Origin of the sequence: Candidatus Nitrosotalea sp. FS (genome assembly GCF_011319475.1) — an archaeon.
In the GTDB taxonomy this organism is placed as follows: Archaea; Thermoproteota; Nitrososphaeria; order Nitrososphaerales; family Nitrosopumilaceae; genus Nitrosotalea.
In genome coordinates this window covers 7,190-23,128 of sequence record NZ_RCMC01000028.1, presented here as the reverse complement: position 1 = coordinate 23,128, position 15,939 = coordinate 7,190, and the positions used below count along the sequence as shown (strand labels likewise).

General features: G+C 38.4%; 15 protein-coding genes and 8 pseudogenes. 11 read left to right on the top strand and 12 right to left on the bottom strand.

Annotation, left to right across the window (positions count from 1 at the left end):
- Positions 1-156 precede the first annotated feature (156 nt).
- A complete protein-coding gene (locus DYY66_RS01450) occupies positions 157-378 on the top strand; it encodes a hypothetical protein (protein WP_166285567.1) in 222 nt (73 codons plus the stop codon).
- A 916-nt stretch (positions 379-1,294) separates the two neighbouring features.
- Here DYY66_RS01450 and DYY66_RS01440 read toward each other — a convergent pair.
- From DYY66_RS01440 to DYY66_RS13715, 4 genes are all read right to left on the bottom strand, one after another.
- Entirely contained in the window at positions 1,295-1,702 is a 408-nt protein-coding gene (locus DYY66_RS01440) for an SDR family oxidoreductase (protein ID WP_255495968.1), read from the bottom strand.
- Positions 1,703-1,708: 6 nt separating this feature from the next.
- Positions 1,709-2,132, bottom strand: a 424-nt coding sequence (locus DYY66_RS01435) for an SDR family NAD(P)-dependent oxidoreductase (RefSeq protein WP_394352538.1), incomplete at its 3' end; no start/stop codon positions are given.
- Between the two features lie 36 nt (positions 2,133-2,168).
- Positions 2,169-2,445 (bottom strand): SDR family NAD(P)-dependent oxidoreductase (locus tag DYY66_RS15660; protein ID WP_394352534.1); only part of this gene is annotated, 277 nt, incomplete at its 3' end.
- A 275-nt stretch (positions 2,446-2,720) separates the two neighbouring features.
- On the bottom strand, positions 2,721-3,294 hold a 574-nt coding region (locus tag DYY66_RS13715; RefSeq protein WP_255495966.1), incomplete at its 3' end, for a lysylphosphatidylglycerol synthase domain-containing protein.
- A gap of 416 nt (positions 3,295-3,710) precedes the next feature.
- Between DYY66_RS13715 and DYY66_RS01420 the strand changes: the two genes are divergently transcribed.
- From DYY66_RS01420 to DYY66_RS13705, 5 genes and pseudogenes are all read left to right on the top strand, one after another.
- Positions 3,711-4,469, top strand: coding sequence for an ATP/GTP-binding protein (locus tag DYY66_RS01420; RefSeq protein ID WP_166285561.1), 759 nt, complete (start codon positions 3,711-3,713; stop codon positions 4,467-4,469).
- Between the two features lie 108 nt (positions 4,470-4,577).
- Positions 4,578-4,894, top strand: a pseudogene (locus tag DYY66_RS01410) (homoserine kinase); the annotation flags it as partial.
- A 26-nt stretch (positions 4,895-4,920) separates the two neighbouring features.
- Positions 4,921-4,970, top strand: a pseudogene (locus DYY66_RS15655) (hypothetical protein); the annotation flags it as partial.
- A gap of 1 nt (position 4,971) precedes the next feature.
- Positions 4,972-5,357, top strand: a pseudogene (locus DYY66_RS13710) (homoserine kinase); the annotation flags it as partial.
- A gap of 1 nt (position 5,358) precedes the next feature.
- Positions 5,359-5,756, top strand: a pseudogene (locus tag DYY66_RS13705) (homoserine kinase); the annotation flags it as partial.
- A 2-nt stretch (positions 5,757-5,758) separates the two neighbouring features.
- On the opposite strand, the gene DYY66_RS01395 reads toward DYY66_RS13705, so the two are convergent.
- The gene (locus DYY66_RS01395; protein ID WP_394352537.1) at positions 5,759-6,223 is read right to left on the bottom strand and encodes an enoyl-CoA hydratase/isomerase family protein; all 465 of its coding nucleotides are present in this window, start codon (positions 6,221-6,223) and stop codon (positions 5,759-5,761) included.
- A 47-nt stretch (positions 6,224-6,270) separates the two neighbouring features.
- Positions 6,271-6,626: enoyl-CoA hydratase/isomerase family protein (locus DYY66_RS01390; RefSeq protein WP_166285571.1), on the bottom strand; the 356-nt coding region annotated here is incomplete at its 3' end.
- A gap of 109 nt (positions 6,627-6,735) precedes the next feature.
- Here DYY66_RS01390 and DYY66_RS15650 point away from each other — a divergent pair.
- From DYY66_RS15650 to DYY66_RS01375, 4 genes and pseudogenes are all read left to right on the top strand, one after another.
- Positions 6,736-7,182: pseudogene (locus DYY66_RS15650) on the top strand (GRP family sugar transporter); the annotation flags it as partial.
- Between the two features lie 183 nt (positions 7,183-7,365).
- Positions 7,366-7,854 (top strand): GRP family sugar transporter, encoded by a 489-nt coding sequence (locus DYY66_RS15645; protein WP_394352536.1) that lies wholly within the window; start codon positions 7,366-7,368, stop codon positions 7,852-7,854.
- 38 nt (positions 7,855-7,892) lie between these two features.
- Positions 7,893-8,259 (top strand): annotated as a pseudogene (locus tag DYY66_RS01380) (7-cyano-7-deazaguanine synthase); the annotation flags it as partial.
- A gap of 211 nt (positions 8,260-8,470) precedes the next feature.
- Positions 8,471-8,722 (top strand): 7-cyano-7-deazaguanine synthase, encoded by a 252-nt coding sequence (locus DYY66_RS01375; protein ID WP_394352535.1) that lies wholly within the window; start codon positions 8,471-8,473, stop codon positions 8,720-8,722.
- Positions 8,723-8,819: 97 nt separating this feature from the next.
- On the opposite strand, the gene DYY66_RS12860 is transcribed toward DYY66_RS01375, so the two are convergent.
- The 4 genes and pseudogenes from DYY66_RS12860 to DYY66_RS01365 form a co-directional block, all read right to left on the bottom strand.
- Complete coding sequence (locus DYY66_RS12860) at positions 8,820-9,023, bottom strand: hypothetical protein (protein WP_218583561.1); 204 nt, start codon at positions 9,021-9,023, stop codon at positions 8,820-8,822.
- A 90-nt stretch (positions 9,024-9,113) separates the two neighbouring features.
- Positions 9,114-9,332: pseudogene (locus DYY66_RS13700) on the bottom strand (GTP cyclohydrolase I); the annotation flags it as partial.
- A gap of 1 nt (position 9,333) precedes the next feature.
- The coding region (gene folE, locus DYY66_RS13695; protein WP_255495965.1) for a GTP cyclohydrolase I at positions 9,334-9,721 on the bottom strand (388 nt) is incomplete at its 3' end.
- A complete protein-coding gene (locus DYY66_RS01365) occupies positions 9,721-10,434 on the bottom strand; it encodes a 7-carboxy-7-deazaguanine synthase QueE (protein WP_166285555.1) in 714 nt (237 codons plus the stop codon). The genes DYY66_RS01365 and folE, both read right to left, overlap by 1 nt.
- Positions 10,435-11,918: 1,484 nt before the next feature.
- Between DYY66_RS01365 and DYY66_RS01350 the strand changes: the two are divergent.
- Positions 11,919-13,346: pseudogene (locus tag DYY66_RS01350) on the top strand (hypothetical protein); the annotation flags it as partial.
- Here the strand turns inward: DYY66_RS01350 and DYY66_RS01345 are convergent.
- The gene (locus tag DYY66_RS01345; protein ID WP_166285547.1) at positions 13,343-13,540 is read right to left on the bottom strand and encodes a hypothetical protein; all 198 of its coding nucleotides are present in this window, start codon (positions 13,538-13,540) and stop codon (positions 13,343-13,345) included. The pseudogene DYY66_RS01350 and the gene DYY66_RS01345 overlap by 4 nt on opposite strands.
- A gap of 2,045 nt (positions 13,541-15,585) precedes the next feature.
- The coding region (locus DYY66_RS01335; RefSeq protein WP_394352533.1) for a helix-turn-helix transcriptional regulator at positions 15,586-15,939 on the bottom strand (354 nt) is incomplete at its 5' end.

The window sequence follows — 15,939 nt, the reverse complement described above, 5'->3', positions numbered from 1 at the left end:
TGGAAAACTAGAAAGAATTATAATTTTTTAATTCATACACAAATGCTCTGGTACGCGGCATTTTAGATGGGCGAACTGACCTTTCAGGGATGAAGATATAGACCGCGTACCAGAATGACCAAAAGCTTTTATGGATAACTTTGATGATCGCCGTCGTTGACTGAATGTCCCGAATGTGCAGCCAAAGAAATAGTAGTAGAAATGAAATTTGATGCTAACACAAAACACTTCATCTGCAAAAAATGCGGTTTATTTGCAACCAGGGAACAGGTAAGCGATATAAGATACAGACTGAACAAACGAGAAAAAACACGCGAAGATAAACATGATGAATATCGCGATTGGTGGACAACAAGCAAAAAAGACAAACAGGGCTAGCTACAGTGATTTGTAATGGGAAAAGAAAAAGAAATTCCAAAATGGGTACAAGATGAAATAAAGGATGCCAAGTTTGGCAAGCCAGAATCTGTTACAAGAACCGGTTACATACTTGAGGTTTATGAAAAAGACATGAAGATTGATGCACAACTTTATGAGGCTGTTGAAGACGGAAGAAAGATAATCGAANTTGATGCCCAACTTTACGAAGCTGTTGAGGATGGAAGAAAAATAATCGAAGGAATGGATCTGCCAAAGAAGGCCAAGGCTGCAGACCTCATGAAAGGAGTCGTTTATGAGTTTACAATAAATTCGTCAAAGGCACCATTGAGTAAGAAAGTTATCGAGTTTCTGAAAAAGGAAATGGAGATTGATNTTGATGCCCAACTTTACGAAGCTGTTGAGGATGGAAGAAAGATAATTGAAGGAATGGATTTACCAAAGAAGGTCAAGCCTGCAGACCTCATGAAAGGAGTAGTTTATGAGTTTACAATAAATTCGTCAAAGGCACCGCTGAGTAAGAAGGTTATTGAGTTTCTGAAAAAGGAAATGGAGATTGACATGGATGCCATTTACCAGTTTGAACTTACAAAACTCGAACTAATGGACGTGGACTCGGACTCTTCAGGAGAAGAAGAGTCTGAGGAAGAATAGACTGTTCAAGATTAGAGTTTAGCTGATTTTCTAAAGATTCCGCCCACTATTGGATTTATCAGATATGGAAAAGTTTGCTTGAACCATATTGCAATCCTTACAAATTGCGGAACTACAATCTCAAGCCTAGGCGATGACGCGGCTCTTACTACTGCATTTGCAACAGTNACCAGTTTGAACTTACAAAACTCGAACTAATGGACGTGGATTCTGATGACTCTTCAGGAGAGGAAGAGTCTGAGGAAGAATAGACTGTTCAAGATTAGAGTTTAGCTGATTTTCTAAAGATTCCGCCCACTATTGGATTTATCAGATATGGAAAAGTTTGCTTGAACCATATTGCAATCCTTACAAATTGCGGAACTACAATCTCAAGCCTAGGCGATGACGCTGCTCTTACTACTGCATTTGCTACAGTCTTTGGATCAAGCGATGTGGCTGAATATCTCGGCATTTTACCAAATGATCCATGGTTAAAGAAATTGGTTCTCACCATTATTGGGCTCACCACAGTTACTCCCACCCCAGTTCCTTTCAGTTCATGAAATAATGATTCTGAGAATCCCAGCATGGCAAACTTTGATGCACAATAAGATGCCATTCCAGGAATTCCAAAGCTGGCGGCAACAGATGCTACGTTAACAATATGCCCAGATCTTTGCTTTAACATTGTTTNCATGGTTAAAGAAATTGGTTCTCACCATTATTGGGCTCACCACAGTTACTCCCACCCCAGTTCCCTTCAGTTCATGAAATAATGACTCGGAGAAACCCAACATGGCAAACTTTGATGCACAATAAGTTGCCATTCCAGGAATTCCAAAGCTTGCTGCAACAGATGCTACGTTAACAATATGTCCAGATCTTTGCTTCAACATTGTTTGCAAAAATGTCTTTGTACAGTATAACATTCCAAGAAAATTTGTGGCCATTTGAGATTCCATTTCATCAACTTTTGTTTTTTCCACAGTATTGTATATACCAAAACCAGCGTTGTTCACAAGCACATCAACTTTGCCGAATTTTTCGATGATAGTTTTTCCCATTTTATCTACATGATCTTTGTTGGATACATCGCATGCATAAGCAAAAGCTTCAATCTTGTATTTTGATAACTTGGTGGCTATTTCCTGTANCCACAGTATTGTATATACCAAAACCAGCGTTGTTTACAAGCACATCAATTTTAGCAAATTTTTCGATTATGGTTTTTCCCATTGTATCCACATGATCTTTGTTGGACACATCACATGCATAAGCAAAAGCTTCAATCTTATATTTTGATAACTTGGTAGCTATTTCCTGTAATTTTTTCTCGTTTCTGGACACAAGCACAACATCAGCATGCAGTTTTGCAAATTCTTCAGCTGCCTGTTCACCTATTCCACTTGATGCACCTGTAATAACAACCACTTTGCCAGAATAATCCAATAATTAAAAATCAATGGTCTGAAAATAAAGTGCTTTCTATACAGTCTTGGCTTTCTTTATGCTTGGATAGACCACCTTCATGAGAAAGAGCCAGCTTATCACAAGGCCTACATGATAAGTAGCTATTCTCCATCCTATTACAATATTCCATTGAAGACTGTTCTTGGCAGCCTCAAATGTCAAGCTGTTCAAATGACCCAGATATGCCCAGATCGAAAATTCAGTCAGGCCAGAACCGCCAATAGTGATTGGCAGANTCAAATGACCCAGATATGCCCAGATCGAAAATTCAGTCAGACCGGAACCACCAATAGTGATTGGCAGGTTACCAACTGCGATAGATGCCATTGTTGCCATAAGAGAATGGAAAAAGTCTATCACATAACCTGCTCCATTTGCAATTATCATAAAAGAAAGGCCGTAAAGTGACCACGTGAATACAGAAATTATTATTGAAACTGTAAATGCTTTTTTGATTTCCTTGGTGTGCAGAGTCTCCCTACTCATGTCACAAATTTCTTTCATCCAGAGATTTGTTTTGTCAATGTACTTTAGTGAACGCTCTTTTCCTACTCTTGTAGCAATTCTGGAAGCCCAGCCTGGTATCTGAAACGTTCTTTTTGATGACATGAAGAACAGTGTAGACCACAGTCCTGTTATAGGAATGCTGATTGCAAGTATTGTTATTCCTATAGCATAAGCACCATATGCAAATGAAACTACTGCAGCTGCAATTGCAAATATTCCGGAAACCAGTACTTCGGTTACAATCTCTATTATTGTTACCCAAGATGCTTTTCCAATTGGAACGCCCTTTTTGCTTAACCACATTATTCTGACTAGTTCACCACCAACAAAAGATGGAGTGNATTGGAACGCCCTTTTTGCCCAACCACATTATTCTGACCAATTCGCCTCCAACAAAAGATGGAGTAGTAGATGTTACAAATTCACTGCCTACTCTTACAGAAATTGTCCTCCAATTTACATCCACAGGACCCAAGAATTTCTTTACAAGATAATTGAATTTTAGTCCCTGAGTAAATAATTTGCCAGCCATAGCTATTGAAGCACCCATGAAAGGCAGGACTCCTATTGCAAGAATATTCTCAAAACTCACGTTAAATGTGACTGCTATGATGAGAAACGGAATTATACTAACAGGAATAGCAAGAAGTTTCCAATTCATTGCCTGCCTTACTCATGGATGGAAATATAAGCTCAACATAAAATAAATTATCAGAAAAATGAAGGCGATTTTCTTGGTTGGAACTGCAGGATCTGGCAAGTCTTTGTTAGCTTCCAAAATTCTCGATTATTATTCTAGAAATGGAGCTTTTGTTGGAATGCTGAATCTAGATCCAGGTGTAGAAAACTTGCCATATACGTGTGATATTGACGTTAGGGACTATATCGACATAGTACAGATCATGAAGCAATATGATCTCGGTCCCAACGGATCCATGATCATGGCAAGTGATCTTTTGGCATCAAAAATAGATGATCTGCAAAGCGAGATAGACAATGTAAATCCAGATTATCTCATAGTTGATACTCCGGGTCAGATAGAATTATTTGCTTACAGGGCAAGCGGACCATTTCTCATACAAAACTTGAATGTTGAAGAAAAGGCATCAATATTTCTGCACGACGGATCACTCATGACATCTCCCAGCAATTTTGTTTCAATTGCATTGCTTGCTACTTCAGTAAAATTAAGACTTGGCATATCGCAGATAAATGTTCTAACAAAAACAGATCTTATTGAAGATAAGATTAAAGACATACTAAAATGGTCAACAAACATGGCAAGTCTGGAAGATGCTCTTGCAAAACATTCTGATGGTGAAAATTATACTCTTGCAATCAATATTCTAAGGAGCTTGAATATGGGAGGATTTGCTCAGGGGACAATCCCGATTTCTAATGCTACTGGAGAGGGAATGGCCAATCTTCAAGCTGCGCTGAGTCGCGTACTCAATTTGGGTGAAGAGGTGGAAGATTAGTGAAGAGCNAGGGACAATTCCAATTTCTAATGCGACTGGAGATGGGATGGCTAATCTTCAAGCTGCACTAAGTCGCGTACTAAATTTAGGTGAAGAGGTAGAAGATTAATGAAGAGTGTAGTTGCAAGGGCTCCTAGCTCTACAGCTAATTTGGGTCCGGGTTTTGATGTATTTGGATTAGCTCTTGATGCGTATTATGACGAAATTCAGATAACAAAACAAGGAAATAAAATAATTATCGAGAGTTCAGATTCTGTTCCTCTTGAACTAGAAAAAAATTCAGCAGGTCTAGTAGTCAAGGAAATGTCAAAAAAATTCAAGATAAAAGAGGGACTTTTAATTAAAATCAAGAAAGGAGTTCCAGCAGGATTTGGAATGGGTAGTAGCGCAGCATCTGCTGCAGCTGCGGCGGTTGCATTTAATGTNGAAAGGAGTTCCAGCAGGATTTGGAATGGGTAGTAGTGCATCATCTGCTGCAGCTGCTGCAGTTGCATTTAATGCNTCAAGATAAAGGACGGACTTTTAATTAAAATCAAGAAAGGGGTTCCAGCAGGATATGGGATGGGCAGTAGCGCAGCATCTGCTGCAGCTGCGGCAGTTGCATTTAATGCGTTGTTCGACCTCAACCTTGACCACAATATGCTTGTAAAATTTGCAGGAATTGGAGAGAAAGCTAGTGCAGGATCGATTCATTATGATAATGTTAGTGCATCGGTTTTAGGCGGATTTGTAATAGTGAGAACAGATCCATTTGATGTGATAAAAATTGAACCGCCAAAGGATTTGGTTTTGTGCGTGGCCATACCAAAAATTAGTGTTCCCAAGAAAAAGACAGAGGTATCTAGAGGAGTACTTCCTCAACAAGTGAAATTATCTGATTATGTAAAANTTAGCGTTCCCAAGAAAAAGACAGAGGTGTCAAGAGGAGTGCTTCCCCAACAAGTGAAGTTATCTGATTATGTAAAAAATCTCTCCAATGCATCTGCAATAACTGCAGGATTCATCAAGAAAGATGTAGAATTGATAGGCCATTCCATAAAGGACATAATTGTAGAGCCCGCAAGAAAACATTTGATTCCAGGATTTGACAAGGTCAAGACAAATGCACTGCAGGCAGGTGCATTAGGTGTGACAATAAGCGGTGCCGGTCCTTCCGTAATTTCATTTACATCAAAATCTGCAGATCACAAGAAGATCTGTAAAGCAATGGAGAAAGGATTTGCTTCAGCTGATACAAAATGTGTCACAGTAATTTGCAAGCCAAGCAAAGGCGCCTTTGTTGTATAGTGTTATTTCTTTTCAACAAATTTACGCATTCTTTCTTCCCTGTCTTTGGTTGAAAAGCATACAGCCCATGAATAGATTTCAAGTTTCAATCCAGTATCAAGATTAGCATCAGTTCCCCTGTTCACAAGCATCTTAGAAATTCCAATTGCAAAGTTACTGTTTTTAGCTATTGTTTTTGCATATGCCCTAGTTTCAGAGAGTAAATTTTCGGAAGGAATTACTTTATTTATCAAGCCCATCGAGAATGCTTCTTCTGCAGTAATTTTTCTGCCAGAAAATATGAGATCTTTAGCTCTGGACGGACCTATAATCCTCAATAGTCTTTGTGTTCCTCCCCATCCTGGACAAATTCCTAATGTGACCTCAGGTTGACCAAGTTGCGCGTTAGGTGATGCAAATCTGATGTCACATGCAAGTGCAAGCTCACATCCTCCACCCAAGGCATATCCATTTACTGCTGCAATCACAGGTTTTTCCAATTTTTCAATTTTGTTCAAAACTTCGTGTCCACGTNCTGATGTCACAGGCAAGTGCAAGCTCACACCCTCCACCCAAGGCATACCCATTCACTGCGGCGATTACAGGTTTTTCTAATTTTTCAATTTTGTTTAAAACTTCGTGTCCACGCAATGCATATTTTTCTGCCTCGGTTGGCCCAATGCTGCTCATGTATTCAATGTCTGCACCAGCCGAGAAAGCTTTTGGGCCATCACCAGTGATAATAATGACTTTTGAAGAATCTTTTTCCAAGCCATCAAGCAGAGTAATAAATTCATTCATGACATCCAGATTCATTGCATTTAGCTTGTCTTGTCTGTTTATTGTGATTTGAACAATTTCCTCTTCTCGTTCAACTTTCAGATATCCCATATAAGAAAAATATTTTGGCAGAAATTAAACTTTAGAAACCACATTTTGATAGAAACCGAGTTATATTGAGACTCTCGCAGTGAAACTATACTTGAATCCATTTGGGTTGATGTCATCCATAGGCTCAGCTGTCTGTTGGGGCACTTTCTTTGTTCCAGTCAGGAAGGTTACCGTTGCAAACATTTGGCAGCTACAAGGATCTACTGGAATAGGAGTTATTCTTTTTGCAATACCAATTAGTTTTTTCTGGGGATTTGAAATTTTACCAAGCGGTCTTCTCAGCGGAGCAATATGGACTGCAGGAAACATTCTTGCACTTTATTCAGTCAGGCTGATAGGACTTTCAAGAACCTCTCCGCTTCTTGCAGGCTTTAGCATTTTGGTCTCGTTTCTCTGGGGAATCTTCTACTTTGGAGAAAAATTTAGCTATATGATACTAGCAATTGGGGCAATTGGGTTACTGTTAGCTGGTTTGCCATTTGTTACAAGTGCTTCAAAGACTTCAACGGTTCAACGAAAGGGATACCTCATTGCTGCTGCATCCGGTATCGTAGGANGGGGATTTGAAATTTTACCAAGCGGTCTTCTCAGTGGTGCGATATGGACTACAGGAAACATTCTTGCACTTTATTCTGTAAGACTGATAGGACTTTCGAGAACTTCTCCATTACTTGCAGGCTTTAGTATTCTGGTCTCGTTTCTCTGGGGAATCTTTTACTTTGAAGAAAAATTTAGCTATATGATACTAGCAATAGGGGCAATCGGATTACTGTTGGCTGGTTTGCCATTTGTTACAAGTGCTTCAAAGACCTCCACGGTTCAACGAAAGGGATACCTTGTAGCTGCTGCATCCGGCATCATAGGTGGTTCGTATGTCATACCAATGCAAGCAACACATACGCTTCAATCTGGATTCTTTTCATCCAGCCTGTCGATCTTTGCAATAGGAATACCATTGTTATTTTTATCACGAAGGTGGATCAAGAGAGAGATCGTCGCAGGAGTAATCTCAGGAAGTTTATTCAATGCAGGCAGTCTGTTTGTCTTGATGGCAATAGCGTCAATAGGAATTACTGTAGCATATCCCATTTCTCAAACAGCTACTCTTTTTGCTGTATCCTGGGGAGTCTTGTACTTTAAGGAGATATCAAACAGGCGCAACATACTCAAAGTCATAACAGGATCTGTCATGATTTTGTCTGGAGCCATGTTGCTCTCCATTGCCTAGTCAAGCATTTTATTTGGTCTGATGGAACTGCTTTCAAATTGAGAGCCATCATAATATTCAGTGGAGGTTTGGATTCAGTGTGTACTGCTGCATATCTTAGAAAAAAATATGATCTTTATGGAATAACTTTTTCTTACGGTCAAAAGGCAAGTAAAGAAGTAAAAGTTGCACAACAGTTTTCAAAATTATTAAAATTTAGAGAACATAAGATAGTAGACATAAAATTTATGAAAGATCTATACGAAAACACCAATGCCCTAACCAATTCCAAAATAACAATTCCTTCAAAATTTGATTATTCCATAGTTGCGCCAATCAGAAACGCTATTTTTCTCAGCATTGCTTCTGCTTGGGCATTTTCAAAGCAGGCTAACATTGTCATCTATGGTGCGCATACTGGAGACANTCTCAGCATTGCCTCTGCTTGGGCATTTTCAAAGCAGGCGGATGTTGTCATCTATGGTGCGCATACTGGGGATACAAGATATCCCNTCTCAGTATTGCCTCTGCTTGGGCATTTTCAAAGCAGGCTGATGTTGTCATATACGGTGCGCATACTGGGGATACGAAATATCCTGATTGTAGACCGTCATTTGCAAGATTACTTGCAAAGGCTTTGAACGAGGGGGAGATTGATGGCATAACCTTGGGCCTCAGAAAGAAGATAAAGATATGGAGCCCATTTATGGACAATCTTTCGAAAACCGATCTTCTAAAGAAGGGATACAAAGAATTGGGCGAGCAGATCTTCAAGAGTTGGAGTTGTTATGGAAATGGCAAGATTCATTGTGGAAAATGCGAATCATGCAACAATAGGAAACTTGCCTTTCTCAAATCCAAGATTGCGGATGAAACAAAATATAGTTAAATNGAAATGGCAAGATTCATTGTGGAAAATGTGAATCATGCAATAATAGAAAATTGGCCTTTCTCAAATCCAAGATTACGGATGAGACAAGATATAGCTAAATTTTAGATAAGATCGGTTTTTTCAGTATCAGCGGTCTCACGATTACATAATAGGCTAAGAACACTACACCGATAATTCCCCAGAAAGCCCAGTCGGTCATAGAATCATTAAAACCCATTTTCTTGAAGAAATCCATTGAATTAAGAGAAATTCCCAATCCAGCACCCAACACAATAAAGAATTCTATTGCATACCACATGAAAGCGGGCCAAGATTCTTTTGGAACATGTATGTTTATTGTGTGCGCCCATATAGTCCTGCATTGGCTGTTATTATTTAATTTTTTAGATTAGCCGATATTTGGTTTAGATTTTCCGCTGTATATCAAGTTCAAAACATCCGATCTTGCTTCTTTTTTATCATAAACTCCTCTTGATGCTATTGTTGTGACTATGGCATCATTTCGTACTCCTCGCATCTTCATACAGAGATGTTCGCCTTCTGCAATAACTACAACGCCTTTGACTCCTTCAGAGTATAACTCATCAGCTATATTCTTTGTGATTCTNTGACTCCTTCAGAGTATAGCTCATCAGCTATATTCTTTGTAATTCGTTCTTGTATCTGCAGTCTGGCAGAATATTTTTCAACAAGACGAACCAATTTCGAGATTCCAAATACCTTGCTGTCTGGTGCATATGCTATACTGACTTTTCCATAGAATGGTAGCATGTGATGTTCACACATGGAATAAAATTGAATATCTTTTGCAATTACAATGTCAGAATCTTCAGAGAATTTTACTGATAGTTCAGATTCTCCTTCATATCCCTTGAATATCTCTTCATACATGTCTGCAATTCTGTTTGGAGTATCAACTAGACCTTCTCTTGTTGGGTCTTCCCCTATCTCCGCGATTATCTCTCGAATTAATCGTTTTATTCTTTCTTTATTCATCATGGTGCACCTATGAATTTATGGAGCTGCGGTACTATTCTAACTTGCGCATCATACTCATAAACTGAATCATAAAAGCTGAATAGTTGTTCCAAACTAGGCTCTGATATACCATATGTTGGCTGTATTATAAATCCTGCAAGATCTGCTTTGGATACTATTTTGAATATTTGCTTGAGAAGTTTCTTGAATTGGCTCAATTGGGTTTTAGAACTTATTACCACTTTGATGTATGTGGTTTTCTTTGATTTTTTTGCAAGCCTCAGGCAATCGAGTTCATTTTCTAAAAGCTTGGAATAATGTTTTGAATCAACAAAACCGGATTCTGGAGTTTTAAATTCAATTTTTATAAAATTGATGTAGGGAAGAACTTGTGCAAACTTTGATGAATCATAACAAGATGATTCAAGATATGTAGGAATCTTTTTGCTTTGAACAAACTTTGCCAATTCTGCAACTGCTTTTGACTGGGCAAGAGGATCTCCACCAGTGAAATTGACTTTGTAGGTATTTTTCTGGAGATTCTTTTTGATTATTTCCTTTGCTTCAGAAATGGAATATTCTTTTCCAGAATTCATTGGAAGTGCCTCCTTTGTATCGCAATAGAAGCACTTGAAAGGACAGCCTGACAATCTCACAAAGAGAGTCTTTGTGCCATATAGAATTCCCTCTCCTTCGACTGATGTAAATATCTCATAAAGTCTTACGTTCAAGTATTCAATCTGTACTTGTTCATTATTTATTTAATTGGATCTTCTTATGAATGATTTTTTGCCAAAGTAATTAATTCACTAAGGATTGATAGTTGGTAGTGAAAAAACTAATTTACTTATTGCCAATTGCAATCTTGGCGTTTGTTACTTGTCACAATGCAAGTGCAGCAAGTATAGACGCAACACCACAGGAACAAGAATTTGGCCCAAATGACTGGATCAAGGTCAACCTCTTGGTTCATGGATACAATGGAGGTCCAATAAAATGGACAGCCCACAGGCCTGACAATTCAGTAATATCTGGATCACTTGATACTGGAATAAAGTCAGGAGCAGTGGTACAACAGATTGTTCGGGACGCGTATGATAATGAATTCGGTGCATGGTCGGTTAATTATGCATACGGAGATTCCAACCAGACAGTTAATTTTAAAGTCAATTCCCTTAACTTGGCCGTATTCACAGACAAGTCACAATACCACGAACCGGACACAATGAAGATAAACATTACAACATCTTATTATGTGCCTGAAGGAAAATTCGCACCAACTTTTTATGTGAATTTTTATGACAGGGATGGGAAGACAGTCTTTGTCAAAGAGATTGAAATTAAAGCAACACAGCCAAACATAGAATATAATTTTCCGATGGTTCAGATAGCTAAATACAATCCGCCAGGATTGTACAACCTAAAAGTTCAATATTTCAATTCAACTGTCAATGTACCATTTCTTGTGGGTGATATCCGAAAACTGATGGAGCTGACAATAGAATCCACGTCAGCATCATACTATCCTGGCGATGATGTAATACTGGATCTTCTTGTCACAAGTGTCAAGGAATCCATGGGAACCATTACAATAACGGATCCAACTGGCAATACAACCAACATACAATTTCCTGTAAATTCCATAGATAGCAAATTGTCATTAAAAGACATCACCAAGAAGATTGGAACTTACAAGTTTAATGTTCAGTATGCAGGAGTAACGAGCAGTGGTACATTCAAAGTCATTGCCAACGGTAATGCGTTGCCAAAAATTGGTCTAGACATGTACCTCAACAAGTGGAATTATAGAAAAGGCGAGATTGTGGAGGCCAGAGTATACACATCAGATATCATTGCAAGTTCGANCCAACATACAATTTCCTGTAAATTCCATAGATAGCAAATTATCGTTAAAGGATATCACCAAGAAGATTGGAACTTACAAATTTGATGTCAAGTATGCTGGAGTAACGAGCAGTGGTACATTCAAGGTCATTGCCAACGGTAATGCATTGCCAAAAATTGCTCTAGACATGTACCTCAACAAATGGAATTATAGAATGGGTGAGATTGTGGAAGCCAGGGTATACACATCAGATATTATTTCAGATTCAATAGATTCATGGACAACCGATCCGCGGGGAATAGTCCATGGAATGATCTCAATTCCAGTCTCTCTAAATGATGTGATTATACCTCATAAGATATCCAAGANGCAAGTTCGATAGATTCGTGGACAACCGATCCGCAAGGAGTAAGCCATGAAATGATCTCAATTCCAGTTTCTCTAAATGATGTAATCGTACCCCATAAGATATCCAAGGATGATCAGGTAGGAAAATGGCAATTCTATGTAAAGTATGGAGGAATAACACGTTCTTCAACATTTTATGTTACTGGGGAAACAATGGATGACAGTGAGCTGTTGAATTCAGAGCAATTTTCAGTGCCAAGTTATCCTTCCGATATTATTTCTGAACTTAGTTCACCAACAGGAATTGCCATGGATTCAGACAACAATATCTACATTGCAGACTCGGGAAATTCTCAAATAAAGAAATTTGATTCTAAAGGAAAACTACTCTTCGCGATAGGAAGTTTTGGCTCATCAAAGAGCCAATTCATACATCCTTTGGGAATTTTCGTTAACGAGAAATATCTTTACGTAACGGATACTGGAAATTCCAGAATTCAGATGTTTGATAAAAATGGGAATTTCATTTATGCCTGGGGAACATATGGGGACCAACCTGGGATGTTCCATACTCCAGTTTCGATGAGTTCTGACATGTATGGAAATCTCTATGTTGCAGACTCTGGGCGAAACATAATTCAGATATTTGATCGTCTTGGAAGCTATAAAGATCAGATCAGTCTAGTATTGGCAGACGGACAAAAAATAGGTGGGGATGGTTTCAAGGCCATAACATTTGATTCCAAGAATAACTTTTACGTAATCTCAACCAACAATAAGATTCTGGAATATTCCAGCATAGGAAATTTCATGAATTTTTACGGCTCTAACGGAACAGAGGATGGCAGGTTTAACCAGCCAGCTGCCATTGTAGTAGATGCTAAAGATTACGTCTACGTAGCAGACCCTGGAGCTCACAGAATACAGAAATTCGATTCTAATGGAAACTTCATCCTTGGTTGGGGATCCTCCGTTGATGGGGACGATGCGGTTGATGCTCCAGCAGGACTTGCAATAGATGCTTTAAACAATATTTACGTGGTTGATAAGAATCAGGGGACAGTCCAGAAATTTACTAGCACTGTACCAGGTCTACCAAGCTGGATAATGAAAAATTCAGTGTGGTGGTCAGAAGGAATATTGGACAAATCAGATTTTGCCTTGGCTGTAAAATATGTCATAAAACAAGGACTAATTCAGATTCCTCCAACATCAGATCTTTCTTCCACGCAAGATAATTCTACAGCAGCAGTTGATCAGCTACACAAATACATGCAGTTATGGTCATCTGGACAAATTGATCACATACCAACTTCATCAGAAAGTTTGGTAAAAGTTCCTGAATGGGTAAAGAAGAATGTGCAGTTATGGTCATCAGGAGGAATTGATGATCAAACCTTCTTTGGTTCTATTGAGTATCTTCTTGTAACAGGAACTATGGCGATTTAAGGCGTAATCGTGTTTACCTTTCTTGAAAGAAATCCTGCTATGAATATCAGTACGCCTAGAATTCCAATAAGACTTCCTACAAATTCTATAGTATCTTTGAGATCTGCTTGTGTTGGTGCCAAGATGAAACCAAGTATGATACCAGCTATTATCATCGGTATCCCCACGCCTATGGAAATTTGTTTTGAAGCCATCTCCTCTTCGGTCTAGTAAAAATCTATATGAATTTTATGTAATTCAACCCATTGCCATGGATTAGCAACTGGCTCTTATTTTTGGTCTAGGCGTGCGGATAAAATGGCCAAAGATCTGTGACTAGACTATTGTCGTATTTGGATTAAGAATTAATCTTGATTTTGTTTTCCTTTATTTTGTTTTACATGAATTTTTTCATGGCCTTTACCATGCTGCTTGTTTTGTTGTTCTGAGTCAGAATTTCCTTGCGGTATTACCGAAGACCCTGTTTTGCTGCCGTTATCTTGCTGTTGATTGAGATTATCGTTATGGACGGAACTTGGTTGGTCTATTTTTTTGTCTTTATGTGATTGAATAGAATTCTCGTTATGTGAGGAATCTGTATTGATTTGACTAGTTGTTGTGACATTTGACGGGTTTGTAATCGGGGGATTTGTAGCAGTTACGTTTAATGGATTTGTAGCCGAAAGGTTAGGATTATTATCATGGAATGAATTTTCATGGTCTGTTTTTCTATCTTTATGTGATTGAGTAGAATTTGATTTATTTATAATTGGAAGATTTGTTGCTGTTACGTTTGATAGAGCTGTAGATGAAAAATTTGAATTTTTATCATGGAATGAATTTGCTCGTTCTATTTTTTTGTCGTTGTGTGACTGGGTAGAATTTTCGTTATTTGAGGAATCTGTTTTGATGCTACCAGTTGTTGTTACATTTGATTGATTTGTAGATGGAACAGGATTTGTCTCAGTATTATTTTGAGTATTATCACTAGTTTGTGACTGCGACTCTACCTGATTATCATCATTATTTTTTTCTGTCTCTTTTTGATATGCATCCAGTGATTTGATTACTTTCAAAGCCTCATCAACGTTACCCTCTGCTACAAGTTTTCGCAATTTTGCAACCATTTCCCCAGGATTTTCTACAGATGTTTGATTAGATTTGGTTGTAGATTTTGTAACATTTAAGCTCAATGTAGTAACATTTTGAGTTGCGTTTAGATCACTTATTTTATCAAATCTTTCAATTTGATTCTCTGCGAAATCTTTGGCTCTATCAGTGGTTCTCTGTTGTGCTGCTTCCGAAATAGAATGATGAGCATCAGTGATCAATTGGTTTGCGGTATCAAGTGACTGAGATGCTTCATTAATCTTACCTGCATCAAGATCTTGTTTTGCAACCATGAGCGATGTGTTAAACTGTGTAAAATTAAAATCGACATGGTTAGTTATTGCTATAGTTTGAAGTGTCTCGGCAATTTTTTCTAGTCGAGTAATCTCGCTTTGTAACTGCATTATATCTATACGCTGTTCATCATTTGTTTCTGTTGCATTAAGAGAATTTATCTTATCATTTGTGGTCTTGAAGAAGTTCATTGCTGCAAGGAAGTGCTGTTTGGCAGATGCTACATCTTGTGCATTAGCTGCTGCAGTAAGAGCATCTGTCTCATCAGATCCTTGTTGGTATAATGAAATGATTTCGCCTGGGGCATTTGGAATTTGGGATATGCTGATGTTTAGATTGCTTCTTGCCTGTGTGGCAATATTCACTAATGTATCCAGCTGAGGATCTGCAAAGGACTGAATTGGACCGTTCAGGACTAATGTTATAACCNCGACATGATTAGTTATTGCTATGGTTTGAAGTGTCTCGGCGATTTTTTCTAGTCGAGTAATCTCACTTTGTAACTGCGTTACATCTATACGCTGTTCATCATTTGTTTCTGTTGCATTAAGAGAATTTATCTTATCATTTGTGGTCTTGAAGAAATTCATTGCTGCAAGAAAGTGTTGCTTGGCAGATGTTACATTTTGCTCACTAGCTGCTGCAGTAAGAGCATCTGTCTCATCAGATCCTTGTTGGTATAATGAAATGATTTCGCTAGAGGCATTTGGAATTTGGGATATGCTGATGTTTAGATTGCTTCTTGCCTGTGTGGCAATATTCACTAATGTATCCAGCTGAGGATCTGCAAAGGACTGGATTGGGCCATTCAGTACTAGTGTTACTACTAGTGCTGCAACAAGAATTGTCAAACTCTTCATTTCTGATCCTCCATTTTCTTTAGTCTAATGAGGTTTTGCTGATCAACCTTTTCTATTTCAACAACATCTTCTCTTTCAAGTCGTTTGACGGCGCGCCACATTGTTGTTCGTGGCATCAAGAATTTCTTGCGCAATTCACTTTCGTATACTTGGCCTCCTTTTTCAGAGATAAATGCAATAATCTCCTTGTCATCTTGGCGTAGATCTGGTTTGAGTCTGTAAATTGTCTCTTTTTCCGGAGGGACGTAACCGTCGTTTTTCGGAATTTCAGTAGGAGTAATGATCTTCTGTGTTCTTGTCTTTTTCATGATTATGATTCCAGCTACTGCTGCTGCGATGACACTTCCACT

Excerpts from the sequence above, each read along its gene's own strand:
- DYY66_RS01440 (WP_255495968.1), bottom strand. The coding sequence starts at position 1,702 with ATGTTAAAGCAAAGATCTGGGCATATTGTTAACGTAGCATCTGTTGCC.
- DYY66_RS01420 (WP_166285561.1), top strand. The coding sequence starts at position 3,711 with ATGAAGGCGATTTTCTTGGTTGGAACTGCAGGATCTGGCAAGTCTTTG.
- DYY66_RS15645 (WP_394352536.1), top strand. The coding sequence starts at position 7,366 with ATGATACTAGCAATAGGGGCAATCGGATTACTGTTGGCTGGTTTGCCA.
- DYY66_RS12860 (WP_218583561.1), bottom strand. The coding sequence starts at position 9,023 with ATGTGGTATGCAATAGAATTCTTTATTGTGTTGGGTGCTGGATTGGGA.
- DYY66_RS01345 (WP_166285547.1), bottom strand. The coding sequence starts at position 13,540 with ATGGCTTCAAAACAAATTTCCATAGGCGTGGGGATACCGATGATAATA.